The organism is Streptomyces alboniger (genome assembly GCF_008704395.1).
Lineage (GTDB): Bacteria > Actinomycetota > Actinomycetes > Streptomycetales > Streptomycetaceae > Streptomyces > Streptomyces alboniger.
The window spans coordinates 7,560,406-7,577,303 of sequence record NZ_CP023695.1; the positions used below are offsets into that span (position 1 = coordinate 7,560,406).

At 72.8% G+C, this 16,898-nt stretch carries 14 protein-coding genes; 6 read left to right on the plus strand and 8 right to left on the minus strand.

Annotated features, from left to right (window positions below; translation table 11 throughout):
• Nucleotides 1–2: 2 nt before the first annotated feature.
• Nucleotides 3–2,846, minus strand: coding sequence for an AfsR/SARP family transcriptional regulator (locus CP975_RS33095; protein ID WP_055536106.1), 2,844 nt, complete (start codon nucleotides 2,844–2,846; stop codon nucleotides 3–5).
• Between the two features lie 191 nt (nucleotides 2,847–3,037).
• On the opposite strand from CP975_RS33095, the gene CP975_RS33100 reads away from it, so the two are divergent.
• The 6 genes from CP975_RS33100 to CP975_RS33125 all read left to right on the plus strand — a co-directional run bounded on the left by CP975_RS33100 (nucleotide 3,038) and on the right by CP975_RS33125 (nucleotide 9,360).
• The gene (locus CP975_RS33100) at nucleotides 3,038–4,276 is read left to right on the plus strand and encodes a cytochrome P450 (RefSeq protein ID WP_055536124.1); all 1,239 of its coding nucleotides are present in this window, start codon (nucleotides 3,038–3,040) and stop codon (nucleotides 4,274–4,276) included.
• A 97-nt stretch (nucleotides 4,277–4,373) separates the two neighbouring features.
• Complete coding sequence (locus tag CP975_RS33105) at nucleotides 4,374–5,039, plus strand: HAD family hydrolase (RefSeq protein WP_055536107.1); 666 nt, start codon at nucleotides 4,374–4,376, stop codon at nucleotides 5,037–5,039.
• A 420-nt stretch (nucleotides 5,040–5,459) separates the two neighbouring features.
• Entirely contained in the window at nucleotides 5,460–6,305 is an 846-nt protein-coding gene (locus tag CP975_RS33110; RefSeq protein WP_055536108.1) for a SigB/SigF/SigG family RNA polymerase sigma factor, read from the plus strand.
• A 99-nt stretch (nucleotides 6,306–6,404) separates the two neighbouring features.
• Entirely contained in the window at nucleotides 6,405–7,874 is a 1,470-nt protein-coding gene (locus CP975_RS33115; protein WP_055536109.1) for an aminotransferase class I/II-fold pyridoxal phosphate-dependent enzyme, read from the plus strand.
• A 41-nt stretch (nucleotides 7,875–7,915) separates the two neighbouring features.
• Nucleotides 7,916–8,212 (plus strand): hypothetical protein, encoded by a 297-nt coding sequence (locus CP975_RS33120; RefSeq protein ID WP_246201713.1) that lies wholly within the window; start codon nucleotides 7,916–7,918, stop codon nucleotides 8,210–8,212.
• Nucleotides 8,213–8,331: 119 nt separating this feature from the next.
• The gene (locus CP975_RS33125; RefSeq protein ID WP_055536110.1) at nucleotides 8,332–9,360 is read left to right on the plus strand and encodes a PHP domain-containing protein; all 1,029 of its coding nucleotides are present in this window, start codon (nucleotides 8,332–8,334) and stop codon (nucleotides 9,358–9,360) included.
• 24 nt (nucleotides 9,361–9,384) lie between these two features.
• Here CP975_RS33125 and CP975_RS33130 read toward each other — a convergent pair whose 3' ends face one another.
• The 7 genes from CP975_RS33130 to CP975_RS33160 form a co-directional block, all read right to left on the minus strand.
• Nucleotides 9,385–11,490: a xanthine dehydrogenase family protein molybdopterin-binding subunit gene (locus CP975_RS33130; protein WP_055536111.1), complete on the minus strand. Its 2,106-nt coding sequence runs from the start codon at nucleotides 11,488–11,490 to the stop codon at nucleotides 9,385–9,387.
• Nucleotides 11,491–11,528: 38 nt separating this feature from the next.
• Entirely contained in the window at nucleotides 11,529–12,524 is a 996-nt protein-coding gene (locus CP975_RS33135) for an FAD binding domain-containing protein (RefSeq protein ID WP_055536112.1), read from the minus strand.
• Nucleotides 12,521–13,054: a 2Fe-2S iron-sulfur cluster-binding protein gene (locus CP975_RS33140; RefSeq protein ID WP_055536113.1), complete on the minus strand. Its 534-nt coding sequence runs from the start codon at nucleotides 13,052–13,054 to the stop codon at nucleotides 12,521–12,523. Before CP975_RS33140 ends, CP975_RS33135 begins: the two co-directional genes overlap by 4 nt.
• A 382-nt stretch (nucleotides 13,055–13,436) precedes the next feature.
• Entirely contained in the window at nucleotides 13,437–13,694 is a 258-nt protein-coding gene (locus CP975_RS33145; protein ID WP_055536114.1) for a hypothetical protein, read from the minus strand.
• 285 nt (nucleotides 13,695–13,979) lie between these two features.
• Nucleotides 13,980–15,527, minus strand: a complete 1,548-nt coding sequence (locus CP975_RS33150) for an alpha/beta hydrolase (RefSeq protein ID WP_055536115.1) — start codon at nucleotides 15,525–15,527, stop codon at nucleotides 13,980–13,982.
• A gap of 79 nt (nucleotides 15,528–15,606) precedes the next feature.
• On the minus strand, nucleotides 15,607–16,020 hold the full coding sequence (locus tag CP975_RS33155; RefSeq protein ID WP_150477663.1) for an ATP-binding protein: 414 nt from the start codon (nucleotides 16,018–16,020) through the stop codon (nucleotides 15,607–15,609).
• A 136-nt stretch (nucleotides 16,021–16,156) separates the two neighbouring features.
• Nucleotides 16,157–16,849 carry a ribonuclease H family protein gene (locus tag CP975_RS33160; RefSeq protein ID WP_055536116.1) on the minus strand — a complete coding sequence of 231 codons (693 nt, stop codon included), beginning with the start codon at nucleotides 16,847–16,849 and terminating at the stop codon, nucleotides 16,157–16,159.
• Nucleotides 16,850–16,898 lie beyond the last annotated feature (49 nt).

A 16,898-nucleotide genomic window follows, 5' to 3' on the forward strand; every position in this document is an offset into this window, starting at 1 on the left:
GCTCAGGTCCGCGCCATGAGCCGGACCATCGCCGTGTCGTACCGCGCCTGCAAGCCCGCGTCCGCCGACACCCGCAGCAGCGCGCCGAGGGCCCTGACCGCGCCGTCGTCGTAGCCGCACGCCTCCGCCTCCAGCGCCGCGTTCTCCAGGCGCCGGATGCCCTCGGTCTCGTCGCCCATGCCCAGCAGCGCCTCGCCGATCGCGGTCAGCAACAGCACCCTGGCCGCCGCCGATGCCTCCGAGGGGCCGACGAGGTCCAGCGCCGCGATGGCCGTCTCGTGGGCCGCCTGCCACTCCCTGGCGTCCAGCCGGTGGCGGGCGAGGTGGCACAGGGCGAGGCGTTCGGTGTGCCGGTCGCCGACGCTGTGCGCCAGCTCCGCCGCGAGCGCGCACCCCTCGGCGGCCTCGTCCGGGCTGCCCAGCGCGGCCTGGGCGAGCGACAGGTTCATCAGCGCGGTCGCCTCGCCGCGCGTGTCCCCCGCCCGCGCGGCGAGCAGGGGCGCGGCCTCCAGGTGGCCGAGCGCCTCGTCGATGCGGCCCTCCTCGGTCAGCACCCACCCGAGGAGAGCCAGCACCCGCGACTCGGCGCGGGCGTCACCGTCGGCCCGCGTGGCCTCAAGTGCCGTCTTCAGCAGGGGAGCCCACCCGTCCTGCACCCGCCACACGATCTGCGGCCACATCCCGAGGATGATCCGCCAGGTCCTGTCGTGCAGCCCCGCGGAGTCGGCGGCGGTGGCGGCGAGCGTCAGGTCGTCGCGTTCGGCCGCGTACCAGGCCATGGCCTGCTCACGGTCGGCGAACTCCCGCGCCGCCCACGGCGGTCGGAAGTCGGCGGGCAGGGTGAAGCACGACTCGTCACCGGGCTCGGCCGCGTCGGCGGCGGCCAGCGCGGTCGCCACGGTCAGATCGAGCACCCGCAGCAGGGCGTCGGCCTCGGCGTCCAGGTCGCGCGCGTACAGGCGTACGAGATCGTGCAGGGTCCAGCGGTCGGGTCCGGCCCTCATGACGAGGTGGGCCGCGGTGAGCTTGTCCAGCGCGGCCTCGGCGGTGGCGGGGTCGGTGTCCGCGAGGGCCGCCGCCGCGTACAGGTCGATGTACATCCCCGGATGGCGCCCGAGGTGGGCGAACTGCCGCGCGGCGTCCGCGGGAAGGCGGCGCACGGTGAGCCGCAGCGCGGCGCGTACGCCCGTGTCCTCCACGTCGAGCAGGCCCAACCGGCGTGACTCGTCGGACAGTTCGGCGCACATCGTGCTCAGCGACGACTCCGGCTGGTCCGCGAGCCTGGCCGCGGCCACCCGCAGCGCCAGCGGAAGCCCCCCGCACAGCTCGGCGAGGCGCCGCGCGGCCACCTCCTCGGCGAAGACGCGGTCCGTACCGAGCACCGCGGCCAGCAGGGCGGTGCTGTCCTCCGGTTCCAGTACGTCCACGGGTACGGGACGCGCGGCGTCGGAGGCGATCAGACCACGCAGCCGATAGCGGCTGGTGACCACGGTGACGCAGCGGGCGCCGCCCGGCAGCAACTCCCTGACCTGGTCGGACGCCCGCGCGTTGTCGAGTACGACCAGCAGCTGGCGGTCGGCGGAGAGGGACCGGAAGAGCGCGGACGCGGCGCCGGCCGACTCCGGTATCCGGCGCGGCGCGACCCCGAGCGCCAGCAGGAACTCCCGCAGCACCTCCAGCAGGGCCGGCTCTCCGGTGTCGCTGAAACCGCGCAGGTCGGCATAGAGCAGCCCGCCGGGAAAGTGCTCGCGGTTGCGGTGCGCCCAGTGCGTGACGAGCGCCGTCTTGCCCACGCCCGCGGGCCCGGTGACCAGGCAGACGGGCGCCTCTCCGGCGGCGGCCCGGGACAGCGCCGTGAGTTCCCCCGCCCGCCCGTGGAAACCGCGGGGCATGCGCGGCAGGAGATCGATCGCGGCCGGGGGGAGGACGGGCCCCGACGCGGGAGACGCAACGGGAGCCGCGGGCACCACAGAACCCCCTGGGGCAGCAGGAGCCGCAGGGAGCGAAGCAGGGGCGGAAGCCGGAGGAGCCGCAAGCGCGACCGGCCCGCCGCTGGGTGGCACGTCCGCGACGGAGGCGCCGCCTCCCGCCCCGTCCGCCTCGTCGCCCGCCCCGCGCAGCGCGGCCGCGTAGGCGTCGGCCAACTCCCGGCCGGGGTCGACGCCCAGCTCGTCGGCGAGCACCCGCCGGGTGCGGTGGAACCAGTCGAGCGCCTCCGTGCGGCGCCCCGCCCGCTGGAGCGCCCTCATCAGCTCGGCGGACAGCGACTCGCGCAGCGGATGGGCGCCGGCCTCCGCCCGCAGCACGGCGGCGGCCCGGGCGTGCTCGCCCATCCGCGTGTACGCCCCGGCAAGCGACTCCACGGAGGCCAGGCGGAGTTCCTCCAGCGCCTGGGCGGCGGCCTGGAGCGGCTGGCTCGGATATGCGCCGGTCAGCGCCGGGCCCTGCCAGAGCGACAGCGCCTCCTGGTACATCGCCACCGCGTCGGCAGGCGCCCGCTGACCGCGGGCCAGCGTCACCAGCTCCTCGAAACGGTGGGCGTCCAGCAAGGACTCCGGCATCCGCAGGACGTACGCCGTGCCCTGCGTGACCAGCTCGACGCCGAACATCCCGGCCTCGGCCTCGGTGAGCAGGACCCTCAGCTGCGACACATGCCCCTGGATGACACCACGGGCGCGCGCGGGCGGTTCCTGGTCCCACAGGGCGGCCGTCAACCGGTCCACGGGGACCGGGTGGTTGGGCCGCAGCAACAGAGCGGCGAGCAGACTGCGCCGCTTGGCGGGGCCGAGCGGCAGTACGCCGACCTCGGTGGCGACGGAAACCGCTCCGAGCAGCCGGAACTCCACTGATGCAACTCCTCTTGGGGAAAAGATCCACTTTACCGGAGGAGCGCGACAAGTTTTGCCCCAATTTTATGTCCTTCGGGCTGATTCGTGGCGTCGGCCCGGGGCACCCGCTCGTCCAGACCGAGCTGTACGCCGACGGGGGACATGCGGACGGGGCCGTGTTCGGTCAGGATCCAACCAAGGAGGACCTCATGCTGGACAACACGCTGCCGCTGCTCACCCGAGGCTACGCGTGGCTCCCTGACCTGAGCCGCCGCACGGGCCCGGGACCCGTACGCACCCGCTTGCTGGGCAAGCCCGTCATCGCGCTGCGCGGCCCGGCGGCCGTCCCGTTCTTCTACGACGAGAACCACGTGCGGCGCCGGACGGCCCTGCCCGAGCCCGTCCTGAGCACACTCTTCGGCAAGGGCGCCGTGCACACCCTCGACGGCGAGGAGCACCGCCGCCGCAAGGCGCTGTTCATGTCGCACCTCAAGGACGCGGCCCGGATCACCGCGTTGGCCCAGCGCGTCACCGACGAATGGGAGCGGGCCCGCAAGGAGTGGGCCGACCGCCCCCAGGTGACGCTCTTCGACGAAGTGAGCGTCCTGATCACCCGGGCCGTGTACGCCTGGGCCGGGGTGCCCCTCGCAGAGCATCCGGACGACGAGTCGCGGCGGACCGCCGGCGACCTGGTGGCCATGGTCGACGGATTCGCCACCGCCGGACCCCGGCACTGGCAGGCCCGCGCCGCCCGTCGGCGGCAGGAGGAGCGGCTGGCCCGACTGATCGAGGAGATCCGGTCGGCCGACCGCGACCCGGCGGCGCAGGACGGACCGCCCTCCGTCGTCGAGGCCGTCGCCGCGCACCGCGAGGCCGACGGGCGGCTGCTCGACCCCCGCACGGCCGCCGTCGAACTCCTCAACGTCCTGCGGCCGACCGTCGCCGTCACCTGGTACACGGTCTTCGGCGCGCACGCGCTGCACCGGCACCCGGAGTTGCGCAAGCGGCTGGCCGGCGAGGGGGAGGGCTACGCGCGCGCGTTCGCCCATGAGGTGCGGCGCTTCTACCCGTTCGCGCCGTTCGTCGCGGGCCTCGCCCCCGCCGACCTGGACTGGCAGGGCGAGCCCATCAAGGAGGGCACCCTGGTCCTGCTCGACCTCTACGGACAGAACCACGACCCCGGTCTGTGGGACGCGCCGTACACCTTCGACCCCGAGCGGTTCACGGGGCGCGAACCCGGCCGCGACGAACTCGTCCCCCAGGGCGGCGGCGACGCCGCCGAAGGACACCGCTGCCCGGGCGAGGACGTCACCCTGGCGGTCCTGACCGCTCTGCTCCCGCGCCTCGCGCGGCTCGACTACCACGTGCCCGAGCAGGACTTGCGTATCCCGTTGCACAGGATGCCGACCAGGCCCCGCAGCGGCTTCGTCATGACGGACGTGCGCTGAAGCGCCGCAGAGGGTGTGTGCTCGACCGCCGTACAGGAAGTGTGCTCGACCGCCGTGAAGTACGGGCGCGAAACCGAGAAGGGAACGGTGTGAAGCCATGGCGCGTGCCGCGCTGTTCGACGTCGACGGAACACTCACCGACACCAACCACCTGCATGTGATCACATGGTGGGAGGCGTTCCGCCAAGCCGGCCAGAACGTCGCGATGCTCGACATCCACCGTGCCGTCGGCCTAGGTTCGGCCGACCTCATCGCCCATCTGCTCGGCGACGACCGCGACCACGAGCGGGACGACGAGATCAGTGCCGCGCACAGCACCCTCTACGGCACGTACTTCGACCGGCTCCCCGCGCTGAACGGCGCCCGCGAACTGCTCCACGCCCTCCACGGACACGGCTGGCGCGTCGTCCTCGCGACCTCGGCGGGCGGCGCGGAACTCGGCGCCCTGCGCCGGGCCATCGACGCGGACGACGTCATCGCCGGCATCGCGAGCGCGGACGACGTGGACTCGGGCAAACCGGCCCCCGACCCCGTCCACCACGCACTGGACATCGCCGAATGCGCACCGGACGAGGCGCTGTTCGTCGGCGACACCGTGTGGGACATGCGGGCGGCGGCCCGAGCGGGCGTACGGAGCATCGCGCTGCTCTCGGGAGGCATCCCCCGCCGTGATCTGGAGGAGGCCGGGGCCGGTGCCGTCTACGCGGACCCCGCCGAGCTGCTGGAGCGTCTGGACAGCGAGGTCCTCACCGACAAGAGGTAACAGCGCCCGCCGTGCGGCGCGCCGAGGAGGAGACCGACCGGCCGCACCCCAATGCGGCCGGTCGGTCGGGCGTGGCGTCCGAGGGCCGTTCCGACGCTTCGCACCCCGCGTCGCGTGTGCCCCTCACGACCCCAGGTATGCCCCGCCTCTACCGAACGAGCGACATGACGAACACGTAAGCGTGTCTTGTCGAGGCGGGGGAGTGGCAGTGGCGCGGCCCCTGACGGCGGCGACCCGCCCTCCCGCAGCCGCCTTGTGGCGAAGGCTGTTTGGCCCCGGATTCGAAGGGCAGGCGAATAACGTGCTTCGGACCGGAGGCGCGTTCGCGGGAGCGGTGTGCTCACTCCTGGTGGATGCCTGCCGGGGCGCCCCGTTTCTCGCGTGTCACTTGTTGGCGGCACCGTTGAGGAGCGAATTCTGATGCTTACCGACCTCACTGCATACTCCGCCCGTCGTCGTACGACGACCCGGCACCCCCACAACGACGCACCGGACACGGCGGCGCGATTCGCCCGCCTCGCCGCCCTGGAGGACGGCCCCGAGCGCGAACTGCTCTGCGAGGAGATCGTCGAGGCCTGGCTGCCCATGGCCCACCGGATCGCGGGCAGGTTCCGGAACAAGGGCGAGAGCATCGAGGACCTCCAGCAGGTCGCCGCGATGGGCCTGGTCAAGGCCGTCAACCGGTACGAGCCCGGCCGCGGCGCCTTCGAGAGCTACGCCGTGCCCACCATCACGGGCGAACTGCGCCGCCACTTCCGCGACCGCATGTGGGACGTGCGCGTGCCCCGCCGCGTCCAGGAACTGCGGAACAAGGTCCGCGTCGCGCGCCGCGAACTCCTCGACCAGCCGGGCAGCGGGCGCGAGCCCGGCATCGCCGAGATCGCCGCACACGCGGGCCTCACCGAGGACGAGGTCCGGGACGGCATGGAGGCCATGGAGGGCTACAGCGCCCTGTCGCTGGACGCCGAGATCTCCTCCGCCGACCCCGACGGCTTCAGCCTCGCCGACACACTCGGGGCGCCCGACCCCGCGTACGACTGCATCACCGACCGGGAGGCGGCCAAGGCGGGCCTGCGACAGCTGCCCGAGCGTGAACGGACCATCCTCTACCTGCGCTTCTTCGAGGACATGACGCAGAGCAAGATCGCGGAGGAGCTCGGCATCTCGCAGATGCACGTCTCACGTCTCATCAGCCGCAGCTGCGCCCGCGTCCGTTCCGCCGCCGACGTCGGACACGAGGCGGCCGAGCCCGCCCGCGCCGCGTGACCGGCCGGAGCCGGACGCGCGCAGGCACGGGCGAGGGGCCTTACGGCCGGTTGACGGACGTCCGGATTGGGCGGCGCGACTCCAGGGAACGCGTGTCCCATGTCGCATGATCACACCCGAGCCCCCGTACTGGAAGCCCTCGCCGAACACCGGAGCAAGGGCCGGATCGGCTTCACACCACCGGGCCACAAGCAGGCCCGCGGCGCCGATCCGGCCGTGCGCGAACTGCTGGGCGACGCGGCCTTCCTCGGTGACGTGCTGGCCTCGGGAGGACTCGACGACCGGCGCACGCGGGGACGGGTTCTCGAACGGGCCGAGCGGCTGATGGCGGACGCCGTGCACGCCGAGCACACCTTCTTCTCCACGTGCGGCAGTTCGCTCTCCGTCAAGTCGGCCATGCTGTCCATCGCCGGTCCCGGCTCGAAACTGCTCGTCGGCCGGGACGCGCACAAGTCCGTCGTCTCCGGACTGATCCTCTCCGGGATCCAGCCGGTGTGGGTCGAACCGAGGTGGGACGACAAGCGCCATCTGGCGCACGCACCGGGAGCGGAGGACTTCGAGGCCGCGTTCGCCGCGCACCCCGACGCGAAAGGCGCGCTGGTCACCAGCCCGACCCCGTACGGGGCCTGCGCCGATCTGAGCGGTATCGCGGCCGTCTGCCACAGCCGGTCACGGCCGCTCGTCGTGGACGAGGCCTGGGGCGCGCACCTGCCCTTCCATCCCGATCTGCCGTCCTGGGCGATGGACGCGGGCGCCGACATCTGTGTGACGAGCATCCACAAGATGGGCAGCGGACTGGAGCAGGGGTCCGTCTTCCACCTCCAGGGCGACCTGATCGACCCGGAGGTCCTGGAGAACTGCGCGGACCTCCTCGGCACCACCAGCCCGTCCACCCTGATCTACGCGGGGCTCGACGGATGGCGGCGCCAGATGGCGCTGCACGGCCACGAACTGATGGGCAGGGCGCTGGACCTGGCGGCCGAGGTGCGGGAGGCGATCGAGACGATCGACGGCCTGCACGTCAACGACCGCGCCGACTTCTGCGGACCCGGCCTCGCCGCCGACTTCGACCCCCTGCCGGTCGTCATCGAGGTCGACGGCCTCGGCACCAGCGGCTACCGGGCGGCGGACTGGCTGCGCCGCCACCACGCGCTGGACGCACACCTCAGCGACCACCGCCGGATCAGCGCCCAGATCACCCACGGCGACGACCACGACACGACGGGCCTGCTGCTCGCGGCCCTGCGCGACCTGGCCCACGCCGCCCCGCATCTGGAACCCGCCCCGCCGGTGGAGGTCCCCACCTCCGCCGAACTCCGGATGGAGCAGGCGATCCTGCCCCGCGACGCGTTCTTCGGGCCCACCGAGGACGTGCCGGTGGCGGAGGCGGCGGGGCGCGTCGCCGCCGAGATGATGACCCCGTACCCGCCCGGCATCCCCACGGCACTGCCCGGCGAGCGGCTCACCGAGCCCGTCCTGCGCTATCTGCGCAGCGGCGTGGCCGCGGGCATGAACCTCCCCGACGCCAAGGACAGCGAACTGAACACCGTGCGGGTAGTCGCCGAATAACCGCGCGAACCCCGCGGCAACGAAGGAACGGAGCACAGCACATGAGCGACCAGGACATGAACCAGCAGCACATGGACGAGCGGAATCCCCCCTCCCCGGGCCAGGACGGCCCGCCCGTCCCCAGGGACCTGCCCGACCAGCAGGCCTCCGACGACAACGACGCCTGGGACGTGGACGAGAAGACAGCCACGACGGGCAACGCCCCCGACAGCGACGACGACGTACCCGAGACGGACGAGGGCGGAACCGGCCGGCGCGGCGATTCGCGGCCCGACGCGTCGGGCTCCGAGCCGCCCGAGATGGAGGAGCATCCCGAACCGGACGAGCCCACCGGCTGAGCGACACGTCCAAGGGCTGAGGGACACGTCCGGGCCGCTCGCCGTGCCCCGCGCCCCGTCATGGGCGACGCTGGAGTGACACGCACACCGCCGGGGACCACCGGCGGCCGGAGGTGTCGATGGAGCCCGTGGAGGCGCTGGAACGGATCGCCTTTCTGCTGGAGCGCGGCCGCGCCCCGACCTACCGCGTGCGGGCCTTTCGCACCGCGGCCGCGGTGATCGGGGCGCTGGCCGACGGCGAGGCCGCGCGGCGCGCCGCGGACGGAACCCTGGAGTCGCTCAAAGGGGTCGGCCCCAAGACCGCGGGCGTGGTCCGCGAGGCACTCGCCGGAGAAGTGCCGGGATATCTGCAACGGCTTGAGGGGGAGGCGCACGACCCGCTCGCCGAGGGCGGCGCCGAGCTGCGCGCGCTGCTGCGCGGCGACTGCCACCTGCACTCCGACTGGTCCGACGGCGGCAGCCCCATCGAGGAGATGGGCCGGGCCGCCATGGCCCTCGGGCACGAGTGGGCGGTCCTCACCGACCACTCGCCACGGCTGACCATCGCCCGCGGCCTCTCCCCGGAGCGGCTGCGCGAGCAGCTGGACGTGGTGGCCGACCTCAACACCCGCTGGGCGCCCTTCCGGCTGCTCACCGGCATCGAGTGCGACATCCTCGACGACGGCTCCCTCGACCAGGAGCCCGAACTGCTCGACCGGCTGGACCTGGTGGTCGTGTCGGTGCACTCCAAGCTCCGCATGGACGCCGCCGCGATGACACGCCGCATGGTCACCGCCGTCAGCAACCCCCGGGCGAACGTCCTCGGCCACTGCACCGGACGGCTCGTCACCGGGCGCGGCAGACCCGAGTCGCAGTTCGACGCGGACAAGGTGTTCGCCGCGTGCGCGGCGGCGGGCACGGCCGTGGAGATCAACAGCCGTCCCGAGCGGCTCGATCCGCCGCGCAGGCTGTTGCGCCGGGCCGTGGACGCGGGGGTCCTGTTCTCCGTGGACACCGACGCGCACGCCCCCGGCCAGCTGGACTGGCAGATCATCGGGTGCGCGCGGGCCGAGGAGTGCGGCGTCCCCGCCGAGCGCGTGGTGAACACCTGGACGGCGGAGGAACTGCTGGCCTGGACCCGCGGGAGCCGGGCCGGGACCGCCACCTGACCCTGTGTCTATCGGCCGCGGTGGCTATTGGCCGCGCGCGAGGCCCGCCAGCACCCGGTCCGGCGTGAGGGGCAGTTCGCGCAGCCGTACGCCGGTCGCGTGGCGCACCGCGTTGCCGATGGCGGCGGCCGTCCCGACGATGCCGATCTCTCCGATCCCCTTGCTGCCCATGGGGTTCAGATGAGGGTCGTCCTCGTCGATCCAGTGCGCCTCGAGCGCGGGAACGTCCGCGTGCGCCGGGACGTGATAGGCGGCGAGGTCGCTCTCCACGAAGTCACCGAAGGCCGCGTCCATCGTGCTGTTCTCCGTCAGCGCCATCCCGAGGCCCATGGTCATCGCGCCGATGAACTGTGAGCGCGCCGTACGGGCGTTGAGGATGTGCCCGGCCGCGTAGACGCCCAGCAGGCGGCGTACGCGTACCTCGCCGGACACGGTGTCGACGCCGACCTCGGCGAAGTGCGCGCCGAAAGCGTGCCGCGCGTACTCGCTGTCCGCGTCCGCGGTGCCCGCCGTGTCGGCGGAGGCGCCCACCCCCTCCGGGGGCAACTGCTGGCCCTGCTGCTCGGCAAGCCGCTTGGCAAGGCGCGAGCACGCCTCGTGGACCGCCCAGCCCCACGACGACGTTCCCGAGGAACCGCCCGCGAGCGGCGCGTCCGGCAGATCGCTGCTGCCGACCACGGCCCGCACCCGGTCCACCGGGACACCGAGCGCGTCGGCGGCGACCTGCGCGAGCACGGTGCGGGCGCCCGTACCGATGTCGGTGGCGTTGACGCGCACCACGTAACTGCCGTCCGGGTAGGCGTGCGCGCTCGCCCGGGACGGCGAGGCGAGCGCCGGATACGTCGCGGAGGCGACCCCGCTGCCCACCAGGACGGGTCCCTCGGCACGGGAGCGGGGCCGCGGATCACGCTCGGACCAGCCGAAGCGGCGGGCGCCCTCGCGCAGACACTCGGCGAGATGCCGGCTGCTGAAGGGCCGGGAGCTGTCGGGTTCCGTGCGGGTGTCGTTGCGCAGCCGCAGCTCGACGGGGTCGATGTCGAGACGCTCGGCGAGTTCGTCCATCGCCGACTCCAGCGCGTACATGCCCGGCGCCTCACCAGGCGCCCGCATCCACGAAGGGCTCGGCACGTCGAGGGGCACGACCCGGTGGGTGGTGCGGCTGTGCGGCGAGCCGTACATGACGCGCGTGGCGGCGGCCGCGGTCTCGACGAACTCCTTGACGCGGGAGGTCTGCGAGGTCACTTCATGGACCACGGAGATCAGTGTGCCGTCCCTCTCCGCGCCGAGCCGCACCCGCTGGACGGTCGGCGAGCGGTGACCCACCACCGCCGCCAACTGGCGCCGCGGCAGGGCCAGTTTGACCGGCCGCCCGGTCACCCTGGCGGCCATGGAGGCGAGCACCACCTGCGGGCGAGGAGTGCCCTTGGAGCCGAAGCCGCCGCCGACGTGCTCGGAGACGACCGTGATCCGCTCCTTGGGCAGCGCGAACATGCCCGCGAGGACATCGCGCACCGTGGTGGCGCCCTGGCTGGAGTCGTACACGGTCAGCCGCCCGTCCTGCCAGCGGGCGGTCGCCGCGTGCGGCTCCATGGGGTGGTTGTGCAGCGGCGGCACCCGGTAGACGACATCGACACGGGCGGGCGCGGAGTCCAGCGCGCCGTCGGCGTCGCCGCGCACGTGCTCCCCCGAGGTGCCGTCCGTGTCCTCGGGTACGTACGCGTCCGCGTGATCGGCGCGCAGGGTGACGTCGTGCGGCTCCTCGGCGTAGTCGACCTGGACGGCGGCGGCGCCTTCGCGGGCCGCCTCCAGGGTCTCGGCGACGACGAGAGCGACGTACCAGCCGCGGTGCGGGACGCGGGCGTCCTGGAGTACGAGGAGGTTCGCGTCGTCCGGCTCGACCAGGCGCGGCGCGTTGAGATGGCTGAGGACGTCCAGGACCCCGGGCAGGGCACGGGCAGCCGTGTCGTCGATGGAGGTGATCTCGCCGCGCGCCACCGTGGCCGGGACCGGCCAGGCGTAGGCGCACCCGTCGGGCGTGTGCTCGGCTGCGTAACGTGCGGCCCCGGTCACCTTGTCGGGGCCTTCCCTGCGCTCGGTGGGTGCCCCGAGAGCGCTGCTGGTGTCCGGCATGGAGGTCTCTCCCTGGATAGCAAAGGGGCGGGGCCGATTCAGGTACCCGTGGGCGAGGCGGCCAGGCGCCCCAGCACGTCACAGGCGAGGTTGCGGGCCAGCGGCACCTTGAAGCCGTTGTCCCGCAGCGGCTCGGCTTCGGCCAGCTCGGCGTCGACGGCCCGCCGGAACGCCTCGTCGCTCGCAGCACCGCCCAGCAGCGCCCGCTCGGCGCGCAGGGCGCGCCAGGGCCGGTGCGCCAGACCGCCGAAGGCGATCCGTACGTCGCGTACGACGGACTCCTCGATGTTCAGGACCACGGCCACGGAGGCGAGTGCGAAGGCGTACGAGGCGCGGTCGCGGGCCTTGCGGTAGGCGGAGGGCAGCCCCGCGGCCGTGGGCGGGAGCAGGACGCCGGTGATCAGCTCGCCGTGTGCGATCTCGGTGTCCACGTCGGGGCGCTCGCCCGGCAGCCGGTGGAACTCGGCCGCGGGCACGGTCCGCCGGCCGCCCGCGCCGTACAACTCCACCTGGGCGTCGAGCGCGGCCAGCGCGACCGCCATGTCGGAGGGGTGCGTGGCGATGCACTGCCGCGACTGGCCGAGGACCGCGTGGTCGCGGTGGACGCCGTCGCGCGCGCCGCAGCCGGTGCCGGGCTCCCGCTTGTTGCACGGCTTGCCCACGTCCTGGAAATACGGGCAGCGGGTGCGCTGGAGCAGATTGCCGCCCGTCGTGGCCATGTTGCGCAGCTGGCCCGACGCGCCCGAGAGCAGCGCCTGGGACAGCACGGGGTAGCGCTCACGCACCAGCTGGTGGGCGGCGAGGTCGCTGTTGCGCACCGTCGCCCCGACCCGGAGGGACCCGTCGCCCAGCTCCTCGACCGAGTCCAGCGGCAGCGCGCTGACGTCGATGAGCGTCCGGGGGCGTTCCACGCCGAGCTTCATCAGGTCCACGAGATTGGTGCCGCCGCCCAGGTAGCGGGAGCTGGGCCGACCCGCGTGCGCGGCGGTGGCCTCGTCGACGCTGTGGGCGCGTACGTACATGAAGGACTTCACCGGATCACGTCCTCCACGGCCTCGACGATGTGCGGATAGGCGCCGCACCGGCACAGGTTTCCACTCAGCCGCTCCCGGATCTCTTCCCTGGTCAGCTCCGTGGGCGAGCCGGTGCCCGCCCCCGGGTCCGTCACGTGCGAGGGGTGGCCCGCCTCGGCCTCCGCGAGGGCGCCGACGGCCGAGCAGATCTGCCCCGGGGTGCAGTAGCCGCACTGGAAGGCGTCGCGCTCCAGGAACGCCCGCTGCACGGGGTGCATCCCCTCGCCGTCGGCGGGGCGCAGCCCTTCGACGGTGGTGATGTCGGCCCCTTCGTGGGCGACGGCGAGCAGCAGACAGCTGTTCGCGCGGCGCCCGTCGACGAGGACGGTGCAGGCACCGCACTGGCCGTGGTCACAGCCCTTCTTGGCGCCGGTCAGGCCCAGCTGCTCGCGCAGGACGTCCAGCAGCGTCGAGCGGTGGTCGACGGTGAGACGGCGGGACTCGCCGTTCACCGTCAGGGGCACTTCCGAGTGGAACACTTCGGTTCCCATGAGACTCTGCTCCCTCGTCCGACGTGGTCCGTGAGGTGTCCGCTTTTCCAGCCTGGGCCAGGACACACGTTCCGGCATGCCGGACGACGCCACATAGGGTCGCGGCCATGACCGACGACTGGAAGAAGGACCGGATCGGCAGTTGTGGCTCTATCCGCGCGAGCGGTGGAGCGACGACCGGTTCGCGCTCGGCCCGCGCCACGGTGAACTGCGGGAGGCGATCTGCCAGGAACTCGATCTGCTGGGTTCGCCGGAGTGACGGCGTGGGGCCCGTGGCGGTGACGGCGCGGGCCCGCCGGCCATCAGGTCGGCGGGCCCGGCGGTCAGGTGGGTCGGTCCGGCGTTCGGGTGGGTCGGGCCAGGGATCAGTGGCCGCTCACGTTCAGTTCCTCGGCATCATGCTGCCCTGTGTGGCCTCGAACCCCGCCTTGGCGATGGCGAGGCCCTGCTTGGTGCCCTTGATGACGTGCTTGCTGGTGGTGCCCGGGTCCGCCAGCGTCTCGCCGAGGGCCGTGCCCACGCTCTTGTCCTTCGCCGGGCCCTCGTGGACGGCGGTCGCGGCGGCCTCGGCCGGGCCTCCCATGGCGAGGGCGGCTGCGGCGAGGGTCAGGACGGCGATGGCTCGCTTCTGGTTGCTCATGACCTCTCAAACGGCCGTGAGCGGGTGAGGATGCGTCCACCCCGGCTACATACCGCCATCAGAGCGAACGGCGTCAGCTCCTGCCCGCCTCGAATTGACTCGAAGGACTCGAAGGACAGTTGTCGAAACCCGCCGCCCGTGGCAGGTGTGAGCGCCTCGGTGACGGGCAGGCGATGGGTGCAGGGGTGACAACCTGACAGGCGTCGCTGAATGGTCAGTGGGCGGCGCCACGTGTGAGCTGAGCGGCCGCGCCTTCGTGGGACAGGGTGCGGCCGCTCACGCGTCTCACCGCCCGCGGCACGTGACATCGCGCGCCGGCAGCTTGCCGGTGTCCAGGTAGGCGTTCACCCCCTTGTCCGCACAGGCGTTCCCGTAGTCGGCGTAGACGCCGTGCTGGTTGGCGTCGGGCACGGTGATCAGCCGGGACCGCGACCACTTCTCGCGCACCTGCCGCGCTCCGGAGTAGGTGGTACGCGTGTCACCGGTGGCGTTGACCAGTAGCGCAGGCACGTCGTTGTCGACCACGGTCGGCGCCTCGACGGGGCGGTCCCAGAACTCGCAGGTCGCGATGTTGTGCGTCAGGGGACTGGCGAAGGGCGCCCTGTCCCGGGCGGTCTGTATGTCACGCCAGTAGCTTTCCGTCCCGCGCCGGGTCGCGACGTCCCCACAGAGGATGGCCGTCTGCGCGCTGCCCTGGTGCGACCCCGCCTCGGTCGTGAGGCTTTCCAGCATCTTCGCCAGCCAGGGCCCCGGCTCCACGCGGTTCCGGTCGGCCGCGCGTGCGAGCGTGCGGGTCACGGAGGCGAGCTGAGCCCGTTGCGTGTCGAGGTCGCTGCCCAGGCCGGCGAAGTAGACGACGGGCAGGTAGTGCTCGTCCACCCGGAACCTCCCGACCCGCAAGGGCTTGTCGGCGGCGGCCTCCTGGATGCGTTCCACGGTGGCCCGCACGGCGGCGGGCGTGCTCCCGAGGCCGTAGGTCTCGTCGCGGGCGGCCGCCCAGGCCGCCCAGTCGTGGAGCGCTCGCTCATTGGCCGCGGTGGCGTCCGCGAGGAGCGTCTGGCTGTACCGGGCGGGGTCGATGACTCCGTCGAGCACCATGCGGTCGGTGCGGCCGGGGAACATCTTGGTGTAGACCGCGCCGAGGTAACTGCCGTAGGAGAAGCCCAAGTAGGAGATCCGCTTCGCGCCCAGGGCGCCCCTGATGACGTCCATGTCGCGGGCGGTGTTGCGGGTGGTGACGTACGGCAGCACATCACCGTTCGTGCGCCGGCACCGCTCGGCCAGCTCGCGCTGACGGGCCACCGACCGCTTGAATCCGGCGCGGTCGGAGCCGGCCGAGAAGACCGCCGACCCGACGTCCCAGCCGCAGTCCAGCGGTGTGGAGCGGCCCACGAACCGCGGGTCCATGCCGATGAGGTCGTACTTCCGGGCCACCTTGCCCATGGTCTCGCCGACGAGGAGCGGCATGTCGAGACCCGGTCCTCCCGGCCCGCCGTTGTTGAGCAGCAGGGGCCCGACGCGGTGCGCGGAGTCCGTGGCGCGCAGCCGGGACAGGGCGACGGTGATGGTCCTGCCGCCCGGGTCGGAGTAGTCGAGGGGCACGGTGGCGTCGGCGCACTGGACGCCCGCGGCGTCGAGCTTCTGTCCGGTGGTGTCGTCCGGACCGAGTGTGCAGGTGTGCCAGTCGAGGGTCTGGTCGTAGTACTTCCCGAGCGGCTTGGCCGCCGTGGCGGGCGTCCCGGCGGGTTTCGCCGTCGCGGGCAAGGCGCCCGCCCCCACGGTCAGCACCGCGGTGGCGGCGACAGCGGCCCGTAAAAATATGTTGGTTCGCATGCACCGCACGCTAGGCGTGGGCCACGTCCCGGCTCACTGCGGTCAGCCCCCCGATCCTTCCGGGGGCCAACCCCAGGGCCTACCTCGCCAGCTCCGCGCGGATGGTCTTGCCGGTCGCGCCGAGGGTCACGCTCACGGCCTCGGCCAGGTTCCGCACCATGGGCCAGCCGAATCCGCCCGTGCCCCCCACGAGGTCGGGCGTGCGCTCCTGAGGTGCTCGCGGGTCCGCGTCCGAGACCATGACGGTGATGACGTCGGCCCGCGCCTGGAGACGCAGCGAGCACAGGGCGCCACGGGCGTGGCGTACGACGTTCGTGATGAGCTCGGAGACGACGAGTTCGATGCTCGCGGCGGTCTGGTCGCCGACGGCCGGGGTCAGCCCGGCGATGAAGCCGCGCGTGAGGTCCCGGGCGTCGGTGACCGCTTGGGGCTCCTTGTCGAAGGTGGCCGTCTCAGGCGGCCCGTCATCGAGCCGGATCTGCTGCGTCCGCATGAGCCTCCCCTCCTTCGGTCCTCCTGTGGAATAGCTGTACGAGAGGTACCCCTGCCCGGAAACCGGCAGGTTTAATGCCCTCCGCATGGCCGGGAACAGCTGGTTGCCGAACCGTTGCAGAGAGCGTCGCCCGGTGTCAGTCGTCGGCGTCCCGGCACTCCACGTGTCCCCAGCCGTGCGCGTTCTTCGCGATCTTCTCCCCGGCGGCATACGGCTTCTGGCAGTGGCAGCGGCCAGGAAACTTCGCCTTGATGACGGCGCCCGACGCCCCCTTCCTCGCGCGGGCGGCGGCCTTCTTGGGCGCGCGGCCCGCGGGGGAGGCGGTCACGCGGTCCGCACGCGGTGCGGGGATCTCCCGCGCCCCGTGGGCGGTGCCGGCGGGCTGCTGGCTCGTCGCGACGTCGCTGGCCGCGACATCGGCGATCGCGTTGAGGTGATCGCCGTCCACCCGGTGGGCGGCCACGTGCCGGAACGTCACGGCGCGGCCTTGCAGCAGTGCGTCGATGCGTACGACGAGGTCCTTGTTGGCGACGGGCTTCTTCGCCGCGGTCAGCCAGCCGTTGCGCTTCCAGGTGGCGATCCACTTGGTGACCGCGTTCATCGCGTACTGACTGTCCATCCGTACTTCGAGGGGCACCGCCGGATCCGTGGCCTCCAACAGCTCGGCCAGCGCGGTCAGTTCGGCCACGTTGTTCGTGGAGTGGCCGAGCGGGCCGGCCTCCCAGCGCTGCGGGTGCCCCTCGGCGTCGGCGACCACCCAGGCCCAGGCGGCGGGCCCGGGGTTCTTCTTGGCCGCTCCGTCGCAGGCGGCAATGATCAGGTCAGACATTCCTCGATGATTTCATCCGCTGCCCGGCGCGCGGACACCGCCGGGTCGA